The sequence below is a fragment of the Rickettsia sp. Oklahoma-10 genome (genome assembly GCF_039954865.1).
In the GTDB taxonomy this organism is placed as follows: domain Bacteria; phylum Pseudomonadota; class Alphaproteobacteria; order Rickettsiales; family Rickettsiaceae; genus Rickettsia; species Rickettsia oklahomensis.
On sequence record NZ_CP157197.1, the window covers coordinates 616,508 to 639,159 of the forward strand.

The window sequence follows — 22,652 nt, forward strand, 5'->3', positions numbered from 1 at the left end:
AATCAAAACATTTTTTAAATATGCACTTAGAATATATAGTTAATATATCTGAAAATGGCAGAATAAATATTCCTGCAAAATTGAGACTAATTACATATTTCTTTAGGAGATCACTTAATGTTAATATTTGATGAGGAATTAAAATTGATTCCTTTAAAAATAAAATAAAAGAATTGCAAATATTGGTAAAATCTAAAGATAAGAAGTAATATATAATAATTTAGTCTTGAATTGATGCAAGAAAAAAGGAATTTAAAAATGAATAAAATGCATTTTAGATGCATCTGCTTTGCTTGCATTATTTAACTTAGAAAATGATAGTGAGAAAGTTGAAGAATTATTGCCGTTATCTATTATGTCTATGGTAAATATAGCGGTAGTGTGATAGCAGAGCTAAATATATCATCTTCTAAAAGTAAAGCAATGATTTCAGCTTCAATAAATAAAATTATATTATTAGCTTTTGATCAGGCTATAGAAGAAATGAAACGCTTAAAAAAAGAAGCAGAGCAATTTGGTTTGCCTCTTGGTGAAAGAGCTTGTATTGGATTAATCGCCGGTTATCTATCGATATATTACAGCAGATAACGCTTTGGCTAAATTGTATTATCATTTTAATTTAATTTGTTAAAAAACTCATGTTAAACTTTACATCTTATATAGATTTACCGCTTGTTTGGGGTGGGCTTATAGCTACTACTATTTGTTTATATGTTTTATTAGACGGTTTTGATTTAGGGATAGGAATCTTATTTCCATTTGCACCTACCGATGATTGCCGTCATAAAATGATCAATTCTATTGCTCCTTTTTGGGATGGTAACGAAACTTGGTTGGTACTTGGTGGTGGCGGTTTATTTGCAGTTTTTCCACTTGCATATTCACTGTTAATGCCGGCTTTATATATTCCTATTACATTGATGTTACTCGGTCTGATATTTCGCGGTGTAGCTTTTGAATTCCGTTTAAAGGCTCATATAGGCCATCGTTATATTTGGGATTATGCTTTTCATTTTGGTTCTATGCTTGCTGTTTTTTGTCAAGGTTTAATGCTTGGTACGTTTGTTCAAGGAATAGAAATAGAAGAACGAGAATTTGCAGGGGGGGGGTTTGATTTTCTTACTCCCTTTTCGTTGATGACAGGGGTAGCATTAATATTTGGTTATGCACTCTTGGGTGCTACTTGGCTTATTCTGAAAACAGAAAAGCAAACACAAGATTGGGCTTATAAATCTGCTTTATATATTTTATTTTACGTTGCACTTTTTATGGGCCTTGTAAGCTTATGGGTTCCTTTTTTAAATAACCAAATAAATCATCGCTGGTTTAGTGTGCCGAATATTTACTATTTATCAATTATACCTATTGTAACTGCTTTAATATTTATCAAATTAATTAAAGCCATCAAGCAGAAAAAAGAAGTAAAGCCGTTTATTTATACGATCTTATTATTTCTATTAGGATATTTAGGGCTTGTTATAAGTATATGGCCATATATCGTTCCTTATAACGTTACGTTTGAAACTGCAGCGGCAGCACCGGAGTCACAGTCTTTACTGCTGATAGGAGCTGGGATATTTCTGCCTGTCATATTTGGCTACACTTTCTATTGTTATTATATATTCCGTGGCAAATCATCTCATCATCCAATATATTAAAAAGTTAGAAAAGATAACCTCTTGTCTAAAAGGGTGGCAATGGTTTATTATTTTATGGCTTAGCGGATTATTATCCACATTACTTTTAACATATGTAGTTAAATTAGTGTTGAGGGTGATAGTATATGTTTGATTTTTTTGTTGTCACCCTATGGCTTTACTAGGGGATTATGAGTATTTTTATTGTTTTTATGGGTTTCGTGGTCAAGCTATGGAACGACACTGAATACATTTTTCGATCCATACAACAAGGTGTAATTTTCTTGCAATGACTGTAAGTATATGACAAAAATCTCAGCATTTATTATTACTAAAAATGAAGCAGTCAGGATAGCAAGAGCTATAAATAGTGTAAAAAATATTGTTGATGAGGTGATAGTAGTAGATAGTGAAAGTAGTGATGATACGGTTAGTATAGCTGAAGAATTAGGGGCAACGGTAGTGATAAAGCCGTGGCTTGGTTATGTAGGGCAGAAATCTTTTGCTGAAAGTCTTTGTATAAATGATTGGATTCTTAATATTGATGCTGATGAGGAGTTGTCTAAAGATTTACAAAATGAAATAGAATATATTTTTGTATCTGGAAATCAAGATCGTTATTTAGCCTATAAAATAAAGCTTTTAATAATGCATCGTAATGACCGAAAGCCACGGATGTTTGCTCCATTTAATAAATGTATCAGGTTATATAATAAAAAATTTGCAAGCTTTGCAAATACTGTAAATAGTACTACTCATGATTCGGTAGTATTTAATCAAGATGTGGATTTTACAGATAAAGTTTATTTATTAAATGAAGATGCTTATCATTATTCGGGTACTTCAATTGATCAGTTGGTTACTAAAGCAAATTTTTATTCTAGTGAGCAGGCACAAGATTTAATGGTACAAGATAAAAAAGTTTCAAATATCCGAATAGCAACTGAAATGTTATGGTGGGTTTTTAAAGCATTTTTTATCAGACGATATTTTGTATTCGGTTTTGACGGGTTTGTAGATTCAATGATTTTTGCCTTTGCAAGATTTTTGCGTCTTGCAAAATTAAGAGAGAAAACAAAAAATAATTATGAAAGAAAATTTTAACGTTAGTAAATTAAAAAACGGTTTGACGATTTTAACATATAATATGCCTTATGTTAATTCGGTGGCGATAAATTTAATTGTTAAAGTCGGAAGCCGCTATGAAAATCCTGAAGAAGAGGGCATTTCTCATTTTCTTGAGCATATGGCTTTTAAAGGTACTAAAACAAGAACGACAAAACAAATAGCTGAAGAATTTGACGAGATAGGTGGTCATTTTAACGCTTACACAGGTCATGAAAAAACAATATATTATGCACGTGTATTATCCGAAAATTGTGATAAAGCACTTAATATACTTGCTGATATAATACAAAATTCTATCTTCTCTGAAGCAGAGATAGCTAAGGAGTATCAGGTGATATTACAGGAAATAGCCCATAGCCACGATAATCCTGATGATTTAATATATGAGAAGTTTTATAGTAGTGTTTATAAGGATCAGCCACTCGGTAAACCCATTCTTGGGACAAGCAAAACACTAGCTAGTTTTACTAAAGAACATTTTTTGAGTTTTATAGATAAACATTATAATGCTGGAAATATGTATTTATCAGTTGCCGGAAATGTTGATCATGATAAAATAGTATGTACTGCAGAGCGATTGTTTTCTTCTTTGAAGCAAGGAGTAAAAAGTAGTTTTCTACCTGCAAAATATATAGGAGGTAATAGCTTTATCAATAAGGATTTAGAGCAAACTACTTTAATCCTGGGTTTTGAAGGAACGCCGTATATTAATTTAGAAAGGCTTTACCGAACACAGCTATTTGCTATAATATTCGGTGGTGGTATGTCTTCACGTTTATTTCGGCATATTCGTGAAAGGCTAGGGCTTGCATATGCAGTTGGTAGTTATAATATTACATATGTTGATAGTGGAGTATTTACTATTTATGCAAGTACCGCCCATGATAAATTGGAATTATTATGTAAAGAGCTAAAAAATGAAATAGTCAAGATGACTGAAAAAGTTAATGAAGAAGAGATGATTAGAGCTCAAATGCAATTACGCAGTAATTTGTTGATGGCACAAGAAAAAGTAGCTTATAAATCAGAAGAAATAGGGAAAAATTATGCAGCTTTCGATAAATATATTTCGCCTGCAGAGACCATGGAAATTATTATGAATATAAAAGCCGATGACATTATTAATACGGCACATAAAATATTTAGTGGTACTACTACATCAGCAATTATTGGTCCTAGTACTCTTTATTATGAATTTTGAGATAAATAAATGAAAAAAAAATTATATGAAGGTTCGAGTAAAATCTTATATTCTGCCGAAGAAGATTTTTTACTTATAATGGCTTTTTCCGATAAGGCTATTTTAGAAACTGGTGAGATTGTTGATATATCAGGTAAAGGGGTACTTAATAATAATATTTCTTCTTTTCTAATGGATAAACTAGAAATGATTGGCATTGCAAATCATTTTATCGAAAAAATAAATATGAGGGAGCAATTAATTCAATATGTTGAGGTTTTTCCGATACAAGTAATAATATCATCAGTAGCGTGCGGTAGATTTGTAAAAGAATTTGGGATGGAAGAAGGATATGTATTTGATAAGCCGCTCATTGATTTTAAGGTCCGAAATCGTGAATTTAAATATCCGATAGTTAATGAGTATCAAATATTAAATTTTGGCTGGTTAACTAGGGATGAAATTAAAGCAGTAAAAGAGCAAGCTTTGCATATATATGATTTTCTAAGTGGCTTATTTATTGGTGTTGGGATTCGGCTTGTTGAGTGTAAATTGGAATTTGGGCGTGTTTTTAACGGTGAAGAATCCATCATTATGTTAACTGATGAAATTAGTCCAGATAATTGTAGATTATGGCACATTAACAGTAATGAGAAATTAGGATTTGAGTTGCTTGAAACTGAACCAAGTAAAGCTTTTGAATCATATCAGCTAATAGCCGATCGTTTTAAAGAAAAATAAATATATTTTTAAGCGGCATGTGCTGTTTTGAACTTGAAAAATGCTTTTGATACACGGCATTTAGAAAAAGTAAAATAAAGACTAGGCACCGTGGTTAAGCCACAGGGTGACATCAGACAGCTTATCCACGCAGGAACGACATTTTTACAATAATTTTTTACAGTAGAAAAGATGAAAATACGATTTATTATAATAAGCTTCTTAGCACTAATATTAGTAGGTTGGGGATATGCTGCCTATAAATTTGAATCTCAAAGTAAAGAGAATATTATTTCTATTCTTGATAAATATAAAGAGTATATAACTTATAATTCAATAAAAGTTAATAAATATAGCTTTAGTGTTACTTTAAATAAAGTAATGTTAAAACCTCTAGATTTTTATTACGATGAGATAGTTATTAGATACGTACCGTTTTTGAATATTACAAAAATTGATTCTTACGGAAATAATGTAAAAATTACTACTGCTAAGGATGAAGAAAATGTTTTTTATTCTCCTGATCATCATACAACAATTTGGTTTAGAAAATCTTTATTTAATAGAGAGACTGATTGTTGGAAATTAAGTATGAGTGATAGAAAATCAACTCTATATAGTTCTCAGGGCGCAAAAAAATTAGCAGAAAGTGATATTAGTAATTGTGTAATTACTAATATTAAAACATCAGATAATCTTAATTTATTAACTTTGGATGGACAAAGTATCGTTTTATTTATTTCGGAAAACTATAGTAAAAATTTCTCTGACAAAGTTTTAAAATTTTTAAGAGATAAAATAGGAGAGAAAGTTAATTTTGACTCATTTGAATATGATGTAACACACTTGGATGTATTAAATGTACCAACTACTTATACAGGACAACTAAAGCTTAAATATAGCGATGAGCTAGTAGCTCTTGGAAAACTGTTAATTCAAAACTTTTCTCTAGATCAAAAGCAAGATGATGCTGTTGTTTTTATGCAAATACTAGGCGAATTAGTAAAAGGTAAGCCATTTTTATTTGCATGTGGTATTGAAAGACAAGGAAAAGTAGAAAGTAATTTATATAACTTAAATATAGAAAAAGATAAAATTGTTAATTTTGCTTTAAATATTAAATCTACTATAGAACCTTCGGAGATATATCAAAAGACAGCAGTTGAAGCTTTAGGACGTTACTTTAGTAATGCTTTAAATAAAAGAGCTGAGTTAGACAAAATTTTTAAACTTAATAGCCCTATTACTCAAGAAGATGGAGAGAGAATAATGGCGGTTTTTGCAAAAATAAATAATTCCGAATTTAATTTAAAAGGTGAGTTTGACCCTGAAGAAAAAAAATTATCTGGTCAAACTAATCTTGTAATAGATGATTTTAATTTTACTATTGATATTGATATGCCTAATTTAGAGAATCCTCTGAATCTAGAAAGTGTAATAAAATTATCGGATCCAAATGTGTTTATAAATAATTTTGTGAATTATACTAATAACGCTATAATACCAGTACTTAATAAAATAGAAAATTCCAAGTCATTTGCTTTAAATCTAGGAAAACAATCTTCAGTAATAAAGCAATACGGCTTTGGATCAATAGAAGCGTTTAGTAAAAATTCTGCATTAAAAGACGGCGAATCTCTAATAGTTGATATAAAAGTTACAGATGATGGGTTAACTGTTAACGGTAAAACTATAGATCAGATTTTTAGTGATGCGAGAGTATTAGAATTTATGAATGCTATTGCTCGAATAGATCAAGAAAAAGAATAAGTTATCAGTAAATAATTTGAAGTATTGTACGGTTCAAGAAATCGAGTTGTTATACCATGACTTGATCGCGGGATTTATAATGCTATAAGTTATATTTCTGGATATATACTGTGGTTTTTAAGTTACGGTATGACATCGGACTTTTTAAGAACCATAACGGCAAAGCAGAAACCTAGAAATAATAAAGTTATAATAAAAAATGATAAATATTTTTTTACCCGATGGTAGTGTAAGACAATTTGAAAAGGACATTACCGTCTATGAAGTAGCGAATGCAATTTCAATGTCACTTGCAAAACACGCAATGGTTGCTGAAATAGATGGTGAGCTTAAAGACTTAAGTACTATAATTGAAAATAATTGCAGGCTTCGTATTTTAACTGCAAAGGATCCTGAATGTCTTGAAATAATAAGGCATGATGCAGCTCATTTAACTGCTGAAGCTGTAAAAGAGCTGTTCCCTGAAACTCAAGTAACGATTGGTCCTGCAATTGAAAACGGCTATTATTACGATTTCGCTCGTGATAAACCTTTTACTCTCGATGATTTAGCTGTTATAGAAGCTAAAATGCAAGAACTTTCCAAGAAAAACGAGAAAATAACAAGAGAGTTATGGAATAGGGATAAAGCTGTAGCATTTTTTAAGTTGATAGGAGAGCATTATAAAGCCGAAATTATTGCTTCAATACCAATGGATGAGCCGATTACTTTATACAGACAAGGTAATTTTATTGATTTATGCCGAGGACCGCATGCTCCATCTACAGGATTTGTTAAGTATTTTAAGTTGATGAAAGTTGCGGGCACCTATTGGCGAGGTGATAGTCGTAATAAAGTATTACAGCGTATATACGGTACTGCTTGGGCTACAAAAGAGCAGCTAGATAATTACCTTATTATGCTTGAAGAAGCTGAGAAACGTGACCATAGAAAACTTGGGCGTGAACTTAATTTGTTTCACTTTCAAGAAGAAGCTCAAGGTATGGTATTTTGGCATGATAAAGGCTGGAGTATATATAATATAGTTGAGCAATATATCAGAAAAAAAAATCGTAAGAACGGTTATACTGAGGTTAAGACTCCTGTTTTAGTTGATAAGAGCCTTTGGCAAGTTTCAGGACATTGGGAAAAATTCCATGAAAATATGTTTACCTTAGATGTTGATGGTAAGACATTAGCGTTAAAACCAATGAATTGTCCTTGCCACGTGCAGATTTTCAAACAAGGTATCAAGAGTTATCGTGATTTGCCGTTTCGTATGTCAGAGTTTGGATTGTGTCACCGTAATGAGGCATCTGGTGCATTGCACGGTTTAATGAGAGTACGGAGCTTAGTACAAGATGATGCTCATATATTTTGTGCAGAGGAACAAATGACCGATGAGACAGTTAGTTTTTGTAAATTACTGACGGAAGTTTATAAGGATTTCGGCTTCAACAATATAAAAGTAAAGTTTTCTGATCGCCCTGAAATTCGTGCAGGTAGTGATGAAGTGTGGGATAAGGCCGAGAATGCTTTGAAAGAAGCAGTAGAAAAAGCAAAGTATACTTATACGCTAAACCCGGGGGAGGGAGCATTTTATGGTCCAAAGCTTGAGTTTGTATTAACTGATGCGATAGGGCGGCAATGGCAATGCGGTACGCTTCAGATGGATTTTGTATTGCCAGCACGACTTGATGCTAGTTATGTTGCAGCAAGCGGTGAAAAGAAAAGACCTGTAATGCTGCATAGGGCAATACTTGGTTCACTTGAGCGTTTTATAGGTATATTGATAGAAGAATATGCAGGGTGCTTTCCGTGTTGGCTTGCACCTGTACAGGTTGCTATTGCAACAATCACAAGCGATTTAAACGATTACGCTTTAGAAGTACAAAAAGCTTTAATTGATAATGGTGTAAGAACAGATATTAATATCTCACCTGATAAAATTAATTATAAAATTCGTGAGTTTTCTAATCAAAAAATACCAATTATTGCTGTAATCGGTAAACAGGAAGAAAAAAATAAACAAGTAACAATTAGAAGACTCGGTACTACTGACCAGGAAGTATTATCAGTCAAACAGTTAATAACATTAATTAGGGAAGAAAATAGTAAGTATCTTTAAGAAACAATGTATATTTGTCTACTGACTCTTCATTTACTTGTTAGTATATATGAAATTTGGAGTTGCCTAACAAGAATTGCTTGCAACCAATCTATGTAACAATGCATGCTTGCAATGATGGTTTTGGTATTCATATACAGAAGTTTCCTAAATTTGACTAATATTTCTTCAACTTATAAAAACCAAAATTTATTCCATTTCTTTTTTATGGGCTGTTGTAAAGCTATATAAATATTTATATCTAACATGATGCTTGCACCGCTTGTATGCGGTATTTATTCTAATTATATAAAACTATACTGTGATTTATTGACGCAAAATGAATAAATTACGTTTAAAGGTATAATAAAAAGTCAGTAGTGTGTTTTAATAGTACAATTATACTTGACTTGGTTTGGTGTGGTCACGATTTTACTCAACTTAACAGTAATGCCTGATATCTTTCAAGATATGATGAATATGTAATCACTATTTTAATTTGTCCTATACTGATTTTCAAAATAACCTGTCCAGTTCAGTAATAGGAAGAATAGCGGTATAGGTGATGATTATTATAATAATGTATCAAGTAATTTGAATATAAATTAAGTCAAACTTAGTACATTATTTTCCATTATAACCACTTGCATTACAGTTTTGTACCCAACTTGTCAAAATGGAGTGCATTAGGTAAGATGCATAATTTATTTTATTAAGTAGCTGATTGTAGCAATTAAATATTATAAGTATGATCTAATTATCTCTATAATACTACACTTAGTATATTGGATATATATGTAATTTACTTAAGTAATCTGGTTAGGATTAGTGGGGCTATAGCTTTTATTATGTCTCTAACGTTGCTATTTGCTGAAAATTTCTGGTATGCTACTACATAGCAGATATCATGAATGCTTCAAATTGTGCTTTTGCATCGCTCAATCAGCGAGAATTGGGTACGTAAAAAAAGAGAATGCTATGCAAAAGGAAAGAGAAAGTGCTGTAAGAGCTATAAATATCTATGAATTTATTGAGGGTTTACTGGTATGGTATAACACTATTGTTAGTGAGAAAGGTGTTGGGTAAAGACAATGGGTTGCAATTGCCTGTGTTATTCTTAAAAATGCTCCAATCTTGTTTTTGATCAAGCGATGGTTCACGTTTCACTAATATATTAAGCTGTTATCTTATAATTGGTTATTATGCCTAATTATTTTAATTTATTTTTTGCTTCTAATGCAAATATGAATCATATAAAGTATCTTTATTATTTTTGGTGGGGCTAAAAAATTCTACATTTATTTACTATATTTTCATTTTTATACAAAGAAGCTACAAATTGCCAAAGTCAATGCCAAACCATCTAGTAATCCTTAAGTCAGCATTGGTTAATTTTATTAAACAATATAGTAACAAGATATGTATTTAAAATATTTTAATAAAACTACCTATTTAGCTAGGAAGCTGATTTTAATAAATATAACTTAATCAAAGCTTACTCCTAAAAGTAATATACATACAAAAAAGATATAATTGGACGTGTAATAAAGGCAGAACCTGCCTTTTATTTGGTTACTCAATAATTTAAAACCTGCTTTGAAGAGGAGTATAAAATGCTACTCTCCAAAACAAAGAAGTATATTATACCCCTAAAGCCTTTTTACCTTTAGATTGTTCTTGTTCAACTGTTTGGGTATGAGATTTGACTTGAAGGATTGCAAGGTCGACTACATGTTCATATCTAACACCATTTTCGAGTAAAACCTGACCGCATTTATTCACTTGAATAACATCTTCTTTAGAGAATTTATTTAAAATAATTTCCGTGATGTCATAAAGAAATTTCCAAGATAATTCTACTCTTTCTTGTAATGTTAGCTTTTTATTCTTTGGCTTTTTACTACTAAGAGCAACATTTTGGTTATAGTCAACATTACTTTCTACAGTAGGGAATATATTTTTTTTACATGCTACTATTTTCTTATATATTAAAAATGTTACTATTAATGCTAAACATCCTATGGCAATTAAAATATGAGTATTATAATTAGACAATGTTTGTTCTTCCTTGTTATTGAGTTAAGTTGTGTGTTTTTCGTAACCACTGCTTTACCTATATTAACTATATTAGGAGCTAGATTTGCTTGCAACTGCTAAGATCGGAGGCAGTACTAAGTTAGTTTTATTGCTAAATTTATAACACTTCCAAGTTTGTTACTACTGGGTGTTATTCCTACTATTTTTTTTACGTTACTTGCAGTTTCTACAGCTTTTCCCACTGCTTTACAGAAGAATTCTATCTTTTCGGCAAACGAATCTATCTACATTTAATATTTTTAATAATTCTGTTTTAGTTTCGTTTAGATTATTAGAAATAGTAATATTGACATAATTTGTCAATATTTATATATTTTGGAATTGCACTTTCAATATTATTTTTTAGTTCTACTAATTTTTTCTTCGACTTCATCTTTACTGTTTGCTATATTTTGATAGCCTCTACAACATTCTCTAGGGTAGCTTTATTATTAAGATTTTTATTTGCTATTTCAATAATTTTTCGAGATGGTTCTTTTGATATTTCTGAAAAAAAAAGCAACTTTCTTGGCTTTTGTATATACCTTTTCAGGATTTGTATTGTCTTTAATTTCTTGCCTCATTTCTTTTATATCATTATGCAATTTTGTTACTTTTAACAATAGCTTGCTTTTCAGAGTCAATAAGATTATTTATTTTTGTTAATGTTCTATTTATTTGGATAAATATCCCAAGAATCAGTATTTGGGTTGATATGATTCCAACTAGTATATTTTCTCATGATTCTATAATTTTTTTTCGAAGCTCTAGGAGAGAGTGTATCCAATTCTTGCTGAAATTTTAAAACTTGTTCTAAAACGTTTAAACATTTTTCTATAATAATTTCGTCAAATAAAAAAGATATCTTTTGTTTTTAACTGTTCTTGATATACTTTCTCAAGTGCTGCGGATAGAGTAGTTATGGCTTCTTGGATTGTTCTATTAAAAAGCTTTTCTATTTTTTCTACATCTATTTTCAGTGTGAGATAATTCATTTAAAGAATGTTGTAAAATATAAAATAAATGATCTTCCAAATCTTTTACATTTATTTTATAAAACCGTTTAATTTTATTAAAAGTGTTTGTAGTTCTAATTGTTGTTCTTTATTAAATTGACTGAAGTGAGAAAAATCAATTATAGACATAAAATTTATTAGTTTATTATCAGATGTTAAATAATCTTAAAGCTTTATAACCATAAAATAAAATGTAAAATAGTTATCATTGTCCTTAAGATTAATTTTTGTTATATTAAGTGTTTAATATTGCTACAATAGATTTATATTATTTATGGTATAGCTATATATTTTTGAAAGATTACACTAATCTAACTAACATATTATTAATTATTCAAAAAATTTATGCGTAAATTAACTACATTCATTGTTATATTATTACTTACTAGTTCAGCTGTCTCTGTTGATTTGCAGGAAGCTTTAACTGCAGGGTATAAGAATAATGATGAGCTGAAAGCTGCGAGAATTAAATTTTTGAACTCAATTGAGAGTTTTTCACGAGCTTTTTCAGAGTTTATGCCTAGTGCCGGATTGCAGATTAATAGAAATAACAATAAAAATAAATATAATAAAAAATATGCAGAGAGACTTGGTCTTACCCCAGTGGAAACAGATAGCGATCAAGGTGCATTCACAATTGAGCAATCATTATTTAACGGGGGTTCTAGTGTTGCAGCTCTTAAAGCTGCTCAAGCAGGATTTAGAGCGTCACGAGGCGAATATTATGCCAGCGAACAGAAAGTATTATTAAATTTAATAACTGTTTATCTTGATTGTTTTGAGAGTAAAGAGAAATATGATATTTCTGAAAGTAGGGTCCGCACTAACATACAACAAGTTAATATAGTTGAAGAAAAATTAAAGCTTGGAGAAGCAACAGAAATAGATATAGCAACTGCAAGAGCAGGGCTTGCAGCGGCAGAAACAAATAAACTAGCTGCTTATGCCGATTTTCAAGGAAAAAAAGCAAATTTTATTAGAGTATTTGGAATAGAACCAACTAATATAACTATGCCTGATTTACCTAAAATGTTACCTGTGTCATTAGATCAGTTAACAAAAAAAGCTGTTAAGTTAAATCCTGATATTGATGCGGCAAGGCATAATGTGACTTCGGCTAAAGCTGTAGAAATGGCAGAAAAAGGAAAATTATTGCCGCAAGTAAGCGTAAAGTTGCAATCGGGTAGAATCAACTATAATCCGCAAGATCCAGTTGTTCAAAATATAAACACTAAAAGTGTTACTACTACTCTTGCAGTCAATATACCTATTTATCCTGAAGGAGGAGCTCAATATTCGCGAATTAGATTGGCTAAGAATCAAACAAGAAGTAGCGCAGTTCAGCTTGATAGTGCGATAAAGCAGACCCACGCAGGGGTTGTAAGTGTGTGGGAGGGATTTGAAGCAGCAAAATCACGTATTATTGCAGCTAATCAAGGTGTGGATGCTGCTCAAATATCATATGATGGTACTGTGCAAGAAGAAATAGTCGGGTCTAAAACAATATTAGATGTTTTAACTGCTGAAGAAAAATTATATGAAGCGAAAATAACTCGTGTAGATGCGTATAAATCTTCAGTAATTGCGGCATATCAAATGAAATTGTTAACCGGCGAGCTAACAGCTAAAAGTTTAAAACTTAAAGTAAAATATTTTAGTCCTGAAGAAGAGTTTAAGACTCTTAAAAAGAAAATGTTTATAGGTTTCTAACGTGAGTACAGAAAGTAAGAAGCAAGATATGTCTATAGAAGACATATTAAAATTGATCAAAGGAGTAATTAACAAGCGTAAAAATCATATGCACGGAAATGATAGTGAAGATGAAGATATATTAGAACTAACAGAGATGGTAAATCAAGATGAAGGAGAGAAGTTAATATCAACTAAATCTGCTGAGGTAATAGGTGATATTTTAAAAAATTTTACCGATATTATTAAAGAGTACAAGTTGGATAATAATATTCCATCTAAAAATGCACTTGAAGAATTAGTTATTGAGATGTTGAAACCAGAACTTAAGCTATGGCTTGATAAAAATCTACCTTTACTTGTTAAAGAGTTAGTAGAGGTTGAAATAAAGAAATTGGTGCAAAGTAGTAAGAGATAAGGTATTTATGTCATTCCAGCGGAAGCAGGAGTACAGAAATATAACCTTAATTATAGAATAGGTACATATTTAAAAAATAAACTTATAAAAAACTTATTTTTTATAGGTTTAGATTTTAGCATCCGTAATCTATCAACTATATATTTAATAAGGAATGATATGTTAAATAAATTATGTAAGATATTATTTTTTGTCAGACTGTTATTGGTGACAGGCCAAAGTTATGCTATACCACCCTCGTTATCTGGTGCCGAAGTAGTTACCGAAGACAAAGAGGTTAGCTCTAATTCAGATACTTCTATTTTTGATAAATTTAAGCAATTTTTTAGTAAACAAAACGATATACCTCCTAAATCAAAAAAAACTAAAGCAGCAGATCAAGAGGATCCAAAGCTTTCACAAGAGCCTAGTGAAAATGAACATGCTAAGTTGTTTATGGATGTAGGTAATGCAACATTACCTAGTGCTGCAAGTAATACTGTTCATACAAAAAATACCAGTCATGCAAGTAGTGTAGATTTAGCTTCTCATGACATTAATGAATCTAATGAAACTGAGGCATCTGAACCTTTTATAGATGTAGGTAATGCAACATTACCTAGTGCTGCAAGTAATACTGTTCATACAAAAAATACCAGTCATGCAAGTAGTGTAGATTTAGCTTCTCATGACATTAATGAATCTAATGAAACTGAGGCATCTGAACCTTTTATGGATGTAGGTAATGCAACATTACCTAATGCTGCAAGTAATACTGTTCATACAAAAAATACCAGTCATGCAAGTAGTGTAGATTTAGCTTCTCATGACATTAATGAATCTAATGAAACTGAGGCATCTGAACCTTTTATGGATGTAGGTAATGCAACATTACCTAATGCTGCAAGTAATACTGTTCATACAAAAAATACCAGTCATGCAAGTAGTGTAGATTTAGCTTCTCATGACATTAATGAATCTAATGAAACTGAGGCATCTGAACCTTTTATGGATGTAGGTAATGCAACATTACCTAATGCTGCAAGTAATACTGTTCATACAAAAAATACCAGTCATGCAAGTAGTGTAGATTTAGCTTCTCATGACATTAATGAATCTAATGAAACTGAGGCATCTGAACCTTTTATGGATGTAGGTAATGCAACATTACCTAATGCTGCAAGTAATACTGTTCATACAAAAAATACCAGTCATGCAAGTAGTGTAGATTTAGCTTCTCATGACATTAATGAATCTAATGAAACTGAGGCATCTGAACCTTTTATGGATGTAGGTAATGCAACATTACCTAATGCTGCAAGTAATACTGTTCATACAAAAAATACCAGTCATGCAAGTAGTGTAGATTTAGCTTCTCATGACATTAATGAATCTAATGAAACTGAGGCATCTGAACCTTTTATGGATGTAGGTAATGCAACATTACCTAATGCTGCAAGTAATACTGTTCATACAAAAAATACCAGTCATGCAAGTAGTGTAGATTTAGCTTCTCATGACATTAATGAATCTAATGAAACTGAGGCATCTGAACCTTTTATGGATGTAGGTAATGCAACATTACCTAATGCTGCAAGTAATACTGTTCATACAAAAAATACCAGTCATGCAAGTAGTGTAGATTTAGCTTCTCATGACATTAATGAATCTAATGAAACTGAGGCATCTGAACCTTTTATGGATGTAGGTAATGCAACATTACCTAATGCTGCAAGTAATACTGTTCATACAAAAAATACCAGTCATGCAAGTAGTGTAGATTTAGCTTCTCATGACATTAATGAATCTAATGAAACTGAGGCATCTGAACCTTTTATAGATGTAGGTAATGCAACATTACCTAGTGCTGCAAGTAATACTGTTCATACAAAAAATACCAGTCATGCAAGTAGTGTAGATTTAGCTTCTCATGACATTAATGAATCTAATGAAACTGAGGCATCTGAACCTTTTATGGATGTAGGTAATGCAACATTACCTAGTGCTGCAAGTAATGAAATGCGTTATGATGAAATTATTTCTAATGCACATGCTGAAACAAATCTAGCATCCAATATAACTCTTAACGTACCAAGACAGATGGTATCTATGACTCCGGTTCGCCCTGAAAACTATGTAGTACTTCCGTCACCACCTGTACATACGCCTATTCCGCTTAATCCACCTCCTGATGCTAATAAAGAGAAAGAAAGCGTAATACCTATAGTATCGTCGGCCACACTGTCTGTGTCTAATATGCCTGCTATTTCTCTGCATGCAGTTAGTACACCGGTAACCCAAGATACTACTTCAAGTACCATGCTGGCAATAGTGCATCCGGCAGAAAATCTGGTAGTATCTGTACCTGCACCGCCGGTAATACCTACATATCAATCGTCTACACAACCTATAATGCCGAGTAGTCCAAATACACCTGTTAGTACTCTGCCTAAAGTAGTGTCTGTAACTAATTCTTCGGCAGAGATAAATAATACGAAAAAGACATTAACGGTTAGCTCGTATATGCCGAAAAAACAAGATTGGAATACTCCACTCATACCTGTTGTAGTGAAACCCAATCACAGTAAGCCTTTAGAGACGCAGAATAGTCAAGCTACAAATAATCAAGAGAAATCACTGCTAGTAAGCTCTCCAAATGTTATGATTCAAGAACAAGATAATGCACTAGATAATGAAACATTGGAATCGGCAACAAAATTTGTTAAAGATGAAACACAAATGTTATTTTTACCTGATGATGATATAGTTCTTGGTAAACTAACTGAGCAAGCGACTTTAGAGCAGATGGATATGTATGCATATATAGGGCTATTCCAAAAGAAAAAAGAATGGATAGTAAATGCTGAAAGAAGAAAAATTGTAGAGAGTTTTATTAAATATGATTATGATATAAATAAACACAAAGATATTTATGCCAACTTATCTTATTGTAGTGCAGTAGATAATGCTTTTAGAGCAATTGATAACAATAATATTTCTGAACTGCGTACGTTACTTGATGTTTATCCTATATTGCACGAAAAGAACAGACTAGGTGAAACATTACTAACTGCTTCTATTTATAATGATAATTACTATTTAGCAAAATTTCTGGTCATACGCGGCATTAAAATTTCTACTCTAAATGATGAGTGCAAATATCCGTTAGATATTGCATTAGTTCAAGGAAATGCTAACATAGAGTGTATGTTAATAAAAGCTAAAGGTTATAATTAACGTTATTTTGTTTGCGTAATTCTCATCCCATGGTTTGACCACAGGATCTACAAACACTTAAAGTACTTATAATCTTAGTATTGTACATCTGGTGGGTCCCGCGATCAAATCGCAAGATGACACCGGATATTTTTCTGATCCACATCACAATTTAAATAATTCTTGCAAAGCATAATTGCTTTTCTATATTAAATAGTTTAATTTAGAAAGAAAAATAATTAATTACCTCCCCTAATATATGAATGATTTATTCAGCTTTAACAAAGAAAAAAAATTTAATCTAGTTGATACTAGCTATAGTGCAAAAGATATTGAAGTATTAGAGGGACTTGAGCCTGTTCGTAAAAGACCAGGAATGTATATTGGCGGCATCGATTCAAATGCTATGCATCATTTAGTATCTGAGGTGCTGGATAATGCTATGGATGAAGCAGTGGCGGGTTATGCAAGTATTATCACGATAGAAATGCATCAGGATCATAGTATTACTATATTTGATAACGGTCGCGGTATCCCTATTGATAATCATCCTAAATTTCCTGATAAATCTGCTTTAGAGGTAATTTTAACTACTCTTCATTCGGGCGGTAAATTCTCAAATAATGTTTATAATACTGCAGGCGGTTTACACGGTGTTGGAATATCTGTAGTTAATGCTTTATCTAAACATTTAGAAATCAAGGTTTATAAACAAGGTAAATTATATAGTCAAAGTTATTCTAGAGGAGCAAAGTTAACTGATTTAATATGTGAAGAAGCACCTAAAAGACTAAGAGGTACATCAATAAATTTTATTCCCGATCCAGAAATTTTTGGTGAAAAATTACATTTTAATCCTAAAAAGATTTATGAGCTTGCAAGATCAAAAGCTTATTTATATCGCGGTGTTACTATAGAATGGGAGTGTGAAGTAGAAGTGCCGTCAGATATACCTAAAAAGGCATTAATAAATTTTCCGAACGGTTTAAAAGATTATTTAAGTTCAAAAATAACTCTAGATAATTTAATTACTCAGGAAATTTTTTCAGGTAATATAGAGTCTAAGCTGGACGAGGTAAAACTTGAATGGGCAATCTGCTGGCAAAAGAACTATAACTCAGCGTTTATGCAATCTTACTGTAATACCGTTCCGACTCCGCAAGGAGGAACACATGAGCACGGGCTTAAGTCAGCTATTTTACGCGGGCTTAAAGCATATGGTGAAATGATAGGGAATAAAAAAGCTGCTAATCTGATCATTGAGGATATTTTAGAAACTGCAAGTGTAGTACTTTCTGTTTTTATATCTGCACCATCTTTTCAGGGGCAAACTAAGGAAAAATTAGTATCAAACGGTGTAAGCAAACCTGTTGAGAATATAATAAAAGATCATTTTGACCACTTTCTTAGTAGTAATAAAGTTTTAGCTACTAATCTTCTTGAACATGTAATTGCTATTGCCGAATTTAGAATAAGTAAGAAAAACGAAAAAAATATTTCTCGTAAAAATGCTACTCAAAAATTACGTTTACCTGGTAAACTTGCTGATTGCACACGTACCTCACCCGAAGGAACAGAATTATTTATTGTGGAAGGTGATTCGGCAGGAGGTTCTGCAAAACAAGCGCGTAATAGGGAAACACAGGCAGTGTTACCGTTATGGGGCAAGGTACTAAATGTGGCGAGTTCTACGCTTGAGAAAATCCTTAATAATCAAGCAATACAGGATTTAGAAATAGCACTTGCTTGTGGTAGTTTAAAAAATTATAAAGAAGAAAATTTGCGTTATGAAAAAATAATTATTATGACTGATGCAGATGTAGATGGTGCCCATATAGCTTCATTATTAATGACTTTCTTTTTTGTACGAATGCCAAAATTGGTAGAAGGGGGGCATTTATATTTAGCGAAACCCCCGCTTTATCGTTTAACGCAATCTAATAAAACTTATTATGCAGCTGATGAAGATGAAAAAGTAAGGTTAACAGATAAATTATCAAAAACAAGTAAAGCTAAAATTGAAGTAGGTAGATTTAAAGGTCTTGGTGAAATGATGCCTGCTCAATTAAAAGAAACTACTATGCATCCTGAAAAAAGATCGCTTTTAAAGGTGACTTTAGAAGATTTCCAAAATGTCAATAAAATAGTAGATGATTTAATGGGTAAAAAGCCGGACAAAAGATTTCAATTTATTTATGAACAAGCTTTAGTTAAAATGGACGAAATTATTAATGATTTGGATATTTGAAGAAACATGTCACCCCGTGGCTTGACCACGGGGTCTTAGGAGAAAAAGTTTATTATACAAGATTCCATGATCAAGTTGCGGGATGACATTGAGAAAATTAATTCACACTGGTTATGCATTTTCGCAATGACGTTAAAAACACAAAATTAAACACATATTTGGAGTATTATGTTATTACGTTTAATTATAACACTATTATTTATAATAAATTCTATTTGTGCATTTGCAGAAGCAGAAAAAGAACCTGAAAATAAAATATCGAATCAGGAAGCTTATAAGCAATTTCAAAACGTATTTGAACGTATAGAAAAGGATTACGTACAGATACCCGATAGGCAAAAAATGATAGATGAAGCAATTAACGGTATGTTAAATTCGCTTGATCCTCATTCAGGCTATTATACTGATGAGGATTTAGAAGATATTTTTACTTTTACAAAAGGTGAATTTGGCGGAATCGGTGTTGAAATAATGTATGATAGCGGAGTAATTAAGATTATATCTCCTATTGACGATTTGCCGGCTTTCAAAGCAGGACTGAAAGGTGGGGATTATATAGTAGGTGTGAATGACGAATTAGTCTCTACGCTTGGTCCTAATAAAGCTATAAAAGAAATGCGTGGTACAGCTGGTACTAAGGTTAAATTGTTGATAATTAAGGAAGAAGAGGCAAAGCCACAAGAAGTAGAACTTACTCGGGAAATAGTAAAAATCAAGCCGATAAAAGCACATTTAGAGAAGAATAATATTGCATATATACGTATAATTACTTTTAATGAGTCAACAATTTCTGAGTTGAAGAAAGCAGTAAAAAAGTTAAACACTGAAAGTAAAGAGGGTCTTAAAGGTATTATTCTTGATTTACGCAATAATGCTGGAGGTATACTCGATCAAGCTATTGCAGTTAGTGATTATTTTATTGATTCCGGTATAATTGTAACAACAAAAGGTAGAACTGTATCAAGTAATAGTGAAACTAAAGCAAATGAGTTTTCGTTAAAAGCTCCCAAAGTACCTATGATAGTGTTAATAAATGGTAATTCTGCCTCTGCCTCGGAAATAGTTGCTGGAGCTTTGCAAGATCATAAAAGAGCAATAATACTTGGTACTAAGTCTTTCGGTAAAGGATCAGTTCAGGCTCTAACGCAAATCAATTCTAGGGCTGCCGTAAAACTCACCATATCTAAATATTACACCCCAAGTGGTCGTTCTATTCAAGCAGAAGGAATAGAGCCTGATATTATAATTGAGCCAGCAAAAGTCGAATATCCTGAGGTGAAAAAAATAGATAAGCGTTTTTCAGAGAGTTCTTTAAAAAATTACCTAAAGAATGATAATGCAAAAAATAAAGATAATGCATTTAAAAACAAAGATAGTAAAAAAGAAACAAAAACCAAAAATAATAAACAAGAAGAGAATGAATTATCGGAATTATACAAAAAAGATTATCAATTTGCTCGTGCTTATGATGTGATTACAGGGTTAATTATTAATAAGAAGTTGGAAACAAGTAATGTTAAACAAGAAGGTAAGGAGCAGCAAGAGTAATATAATTCTTTGTCATTCCTAACTTTTTGTATAGATCCCTATTTCATGCCCGCAACATGTAAGCGGTAGTCTAGTAAAACCTAAGCAAAACTTGTTTTTCAGGTTTATTTTGTTAATTAATTTATAATTTTGTACTAATAGTAAGATTATTTTCTAGATTTCCGCCTCAGCTGGTATAAAATCCTGAATGTTAGTACAGTAGAGGGGCAAGCTAAAGGGTGATATCGGTTGAGCTAAAAATAAATACTAGGTTTCGTAATGAACCATAATAAATATATAGTAAGATTATCGTTCATTATATTGTTTCTTAATATTATTATAAATATGATGTTTTACCGTTATTTTATAATAAAAGAAATGATAGTAAAACACGTAGCTTTGGAACATACTAAAATTGTAGAACTTTACATTGATAATATTTGGAATACTCATCAGCATGTAATCAGTAAATTACATAAATTCGATTATTTAAAACTATTACAAGATCAACAGTTTATTGATTTTGTAAAGATTACCGCTCAATGGTTCACTAACCTTAATATTAATATTTCTCTCTACGATCTTAAGGGTAATAAATTTATTACTAGTAATATGTTACATATGTATAGTGTAGAAAACTATAAAGATGATAATTTGGTTGAGATAGCTACCGCAAAAATCGATAAATTTTTTTTAAAGTCTTTTACTTCCAGTGCTCCGCTTCAAGATGCTTTTGAAGGTATTACAAGTAATATATTATTACCAAGGGTAATAATAGAAAATGAGAGTGACTTAACATTGGAAGAAGCTTCTTTTGTTACTAGCTATATCCCTATTATAGGTAATAATTTAGATTGTCCAGTAGATGCAGTATTTGAGATTAATACTAATATTACCAACCAGTGGCAAAATATAACATCGCTTGAGCAAAAAGTTTTTATAACGTTTATTATTATTTTTATAATATTCTGCACTATAATTATTAGTAATACTAACTATGCTAGAAAAATCATTGAGGAGCAGCTTGAAACAAATAGAAATTTAAAAGCTCAAATAGTAAAGCTAGAAAAAACTAGTTCTTCAAATACAAAATTTTTTACTAATATTAGTCATGAGTTGCGTACACCACTTAATGCTATAATAGGTTTTTCGGAAATTCTTATGTCGGAAAGGGATATAGAAAAAAGTAAAAATTATATTAAAGATATAAATGATGCCGGTAAACATTTACTTAGTATGATTAATGATATTTTAGATCTTTCTAAAGCTTCTGCCGATAAATTAAAAGTAGATAGTATTGATCTTGATTTAAATAAATTAATTAGTTCTTCGCTTATACTTGTTAAGCCTCGTGCTGATAAAGCCAAAGTGGCCTTAATTAGTAAATTACCGAAAGAGCATGTTGTTATAAAGGCTGATCCAAAAAGGCTAAAACAAGTATTCTTAAATCTTTTATCAAATGCCGTGAAATTTACAAATTCTGGAGGAAGTGTTACTATTGCACTTGAAAAAGACAAGTTGGCAAAATTAGTATATATAAAAGTTATAGATACCGGCATCGGTATTGAGGAAAAAGATATTCCAAAAACTTTGTCAGCATTCGGCCAAATTGATAGTGAGCTTAGTCGAAAATATGAGGGGACCGGTCTTGGGTTGCCGCTTACTAAAAAGCTGGTTGAACTTATGAATGGTAAATTTGATTTACAAAGTAAGATAAATAAAGGTACCACTGTAACAATAACTTTTACATATGACGTTAGTATTGAAATATAGGCGTTGTAAAATAAGAGTTGATAGCTTAAAATTCTATGTCATTGCGCAGAAAACTATCAGTTTTGACTTATCAAGGAAGCAAAATACTAATTCTTAGTATTTTTCTGGATTGCTATACTTCTTTTTAGTAGCATAGTTCATGATAAAATCTATAGTTATTTAGGCAATGCTACAAAATATATGTAGAAT

General features: G+C 31.4%; 14 protein-coding genes and 2 pseudogenes. 14 read left to right on the forward strand and 2 right to left on the reverse strand.

All coding sequences use genetic code 11. The annotated features are described in order from the left end of the window. The first annotated feature begins 20 nt into the window (after positions 1-20). The 8 genes and pseudogenes from AAGW17_RS02760 to thrS all read left to right on the forward strand — a co-directional run bounded on the left by AAGW17_RS02760 (position 21) and on the right by thrS (position 8,542). Positions 21-209, forward strand: a pseudogene (locus tag AAGW17_RS02760) (AbrB/MazE/SpoVT family DNA-binding domain-containing protein). Positions 210-262: 53 nt separating this feature from the next. Continuing rightward, positions 263-631: pseudogene (locus AAGW17_RS02765) on the forward strand (type II toxin-antitoxin system VapC family toxin). Between the two features lie 7 nt (positions 632-638). Further along, on the forward strand, positions 639-1,658 hold the full coding sequence (gene cydB, locus AAGW17_RS02770) for a cytochrome d ubiquinol oxidase subunit II (RefSeq protein WP_347938541.1): 1,020 nt from the start codon (positions 639-641) through the stop codon (positions 1,656-1,658). A gap of 282 nt (positions 1,659-1,940) precedes the next feature. Further along, the gene (locus tag AAGW17_RS02775; RefSeq protein WP_347938542.1) at positions 1,941-2,741 is read left to right on the forward strand and encodes a glycosyltransferase family 2 protein; all 801 of its coding nucleotides are present in this window, start codon (positions 1,941-1,943) and stop codon (positions 2,739-2,741) included. Then, the gene (locus AAGW17_RS02780) at positions 2,725-3,966 is read left to right on the forward strand and encodes a M16 family metallopeptidase (RefSeq protein WP_347938543.1); all 1,242 of its coding nucleotides are present in this window, start codon (positions 2,725-2,727) and stop codon (positions 3,964-3,966) included. Before AAGW17_RS02775 ends, AAGW17_RS02780 begins: the two co-directional genes overlap by 17 nt. A 9-nt stretch (positions 3,967-3,975) precedes the next feature. Then, complete coding sequence (locus tag AAGW17_RS02785; RefSeq protein ID WP_347938544.1) at positions 3,976-4,686, forward strand: phosphoribosylaminoimidazolesuccinocarboxamide synthase; 711 nt, start codon at positions 3,976-3,978, stop codon at positions 4,684-4,686. Between the two features lie 171 nt (positions 4,687-4,857). Then, positions 4,858-6,435: a phosphoribosylaminoimidazolesuccinocarboxamide synthase gene (locus AAGW17_RS02790; protein ID WP_347938545.1), complete on the forward strand. Its 1,578-nt coding sequence runs from the start codon at positions 4,858-4,860 to the stop codon at positions 6,433-6,435. A 199-nt stretch (positions 6,436-6,634) separates the two neighbouring features. Next, complete coding sequence (thrS, locus tag AAGW17_RS02795; protein WP_347938546.1) at positions 6,635-8,542, forward strand: threonine--tRNA ligase; 1,908 nt, start codon at positions 6,635-6,637, stop codon at positions 8,540-8,542. Between the two features lie 1,620 nt (positions 8,543-10,162). On the opposite strand, the gene AAGW17_RS02800 is transcribed toward thrS, so the two are convergent. Together AAGW17_RS02800 and AAGW17_RS02805 are read right to left on the reverse strand one after the other, a co-directional pair. Then, positions 10,163-10,576 (reverse strand): DUF2660 domain-containing protein, encoded by a 414-nt coding sequence (locus tag AAGW17_RS02800; RefSeq protein ID WP_347938547.1) that lies wholly within the window; start codon positions 10,574-10,576, stop codon positions 10,163-10,165. A gap of 869 nt (positions 10,577-11,445) precedes the next feature. Continuing rightward, positions 11,446-11,592 (reverse strand): hypothetical protein, encoded by a 147-nt coding sequence (locus AAGW17_RS02805; protein ID WP_347938548.1) that lies wholly within the window; start codon positions 11,590-11,592, stop codon positions 11,446-11,448. 366 nt (positions 11,593-11,958) lie between these two features. Here AAGW17_RS02805 and AAGW17_RS02810 point away from each other — a divergent pair, with 366 nt between their 5' ends. The 6 genes from AAGW17_RS02810 to AAGW17_RS02835 all read left to right on the forward strand — a co-directional run bounded on the left by AAGW17_RS02810 (position 11,959) and on the right by AAGW17_RS02835 (position 22,463). Then, positions 11,959-13,323, forward strand: coding sequence for a TolC family protein (locus AAGW17_RS02810; RefSeq protein ID WP_347938549.1), 1,365 nt, complete (start codon positions 11,959-11,961; stop codon positions 13,321-13,323). Position 13,324: 1 nt separating this feature from the next. Continuing rightward, complete coding sequence (locus AAGW17_RS02815; RefSeq protein WP_347938550.1) at positions 13,325-13,720, forward strand: DUF2497 domain-containing protein; 396 nt, start codon at positions 13,325-13,327, stop codon at positions 13,718-13,720. A gap of 159 nt (positions 13,721-13,879) precedes the next feature. After that, positions 13,880-16,936, forward strand: coding sequence for a hypothetical protein (locus tag AAGW17_RS02820; RefSeq protein WP_347938551.1), 3,057 nt, complete (start codon positions 13,880-13,882; stop codon positions 16,934-16,936). Positions 16,937-17,174: 238 nt separating this feature from the next. Next, the gene (parE, locus tag AAGW17_RS02825) at positions 17,175-19,163 is read left to right on the forward strand and encodes a DNA topoisomerase IV subunit B (protein WP_347938552.1); all 1,989 of its coding nucleotides are present in this window, start codon (positions 17,175-17,177) and stop codon (positions 19,161-19,163) included. 168 nt (positions 19,164-19,331) lie between these two features. Next, complete coding sequence (locus AAGW17_RS02830; protein WP_347938553.1) at positions 19,332-20,711, forward strand: S41 family peptidase; 1,380 nt, start codon at positions 19,332-19,334, stop codon at positions 20,709-20,711. A 258-nt stretch (positions 20,712-20,969) separates the two neighbouring features. Beyond that, positions 20,970-22,463 carry a sensor histidine kinase gene (locus AAGW17_RS02835; protein WP_347938554.1) on the forward strand — a complete coding sequence of 498 codons (1,494 nt, stop codon included), beginning with the start codon at positions 20,970-20,972 and terminating at the stop codon, positions 22,461-22,463. Positions 22,464-22,652: the final 189 nt, after the last annotated feature.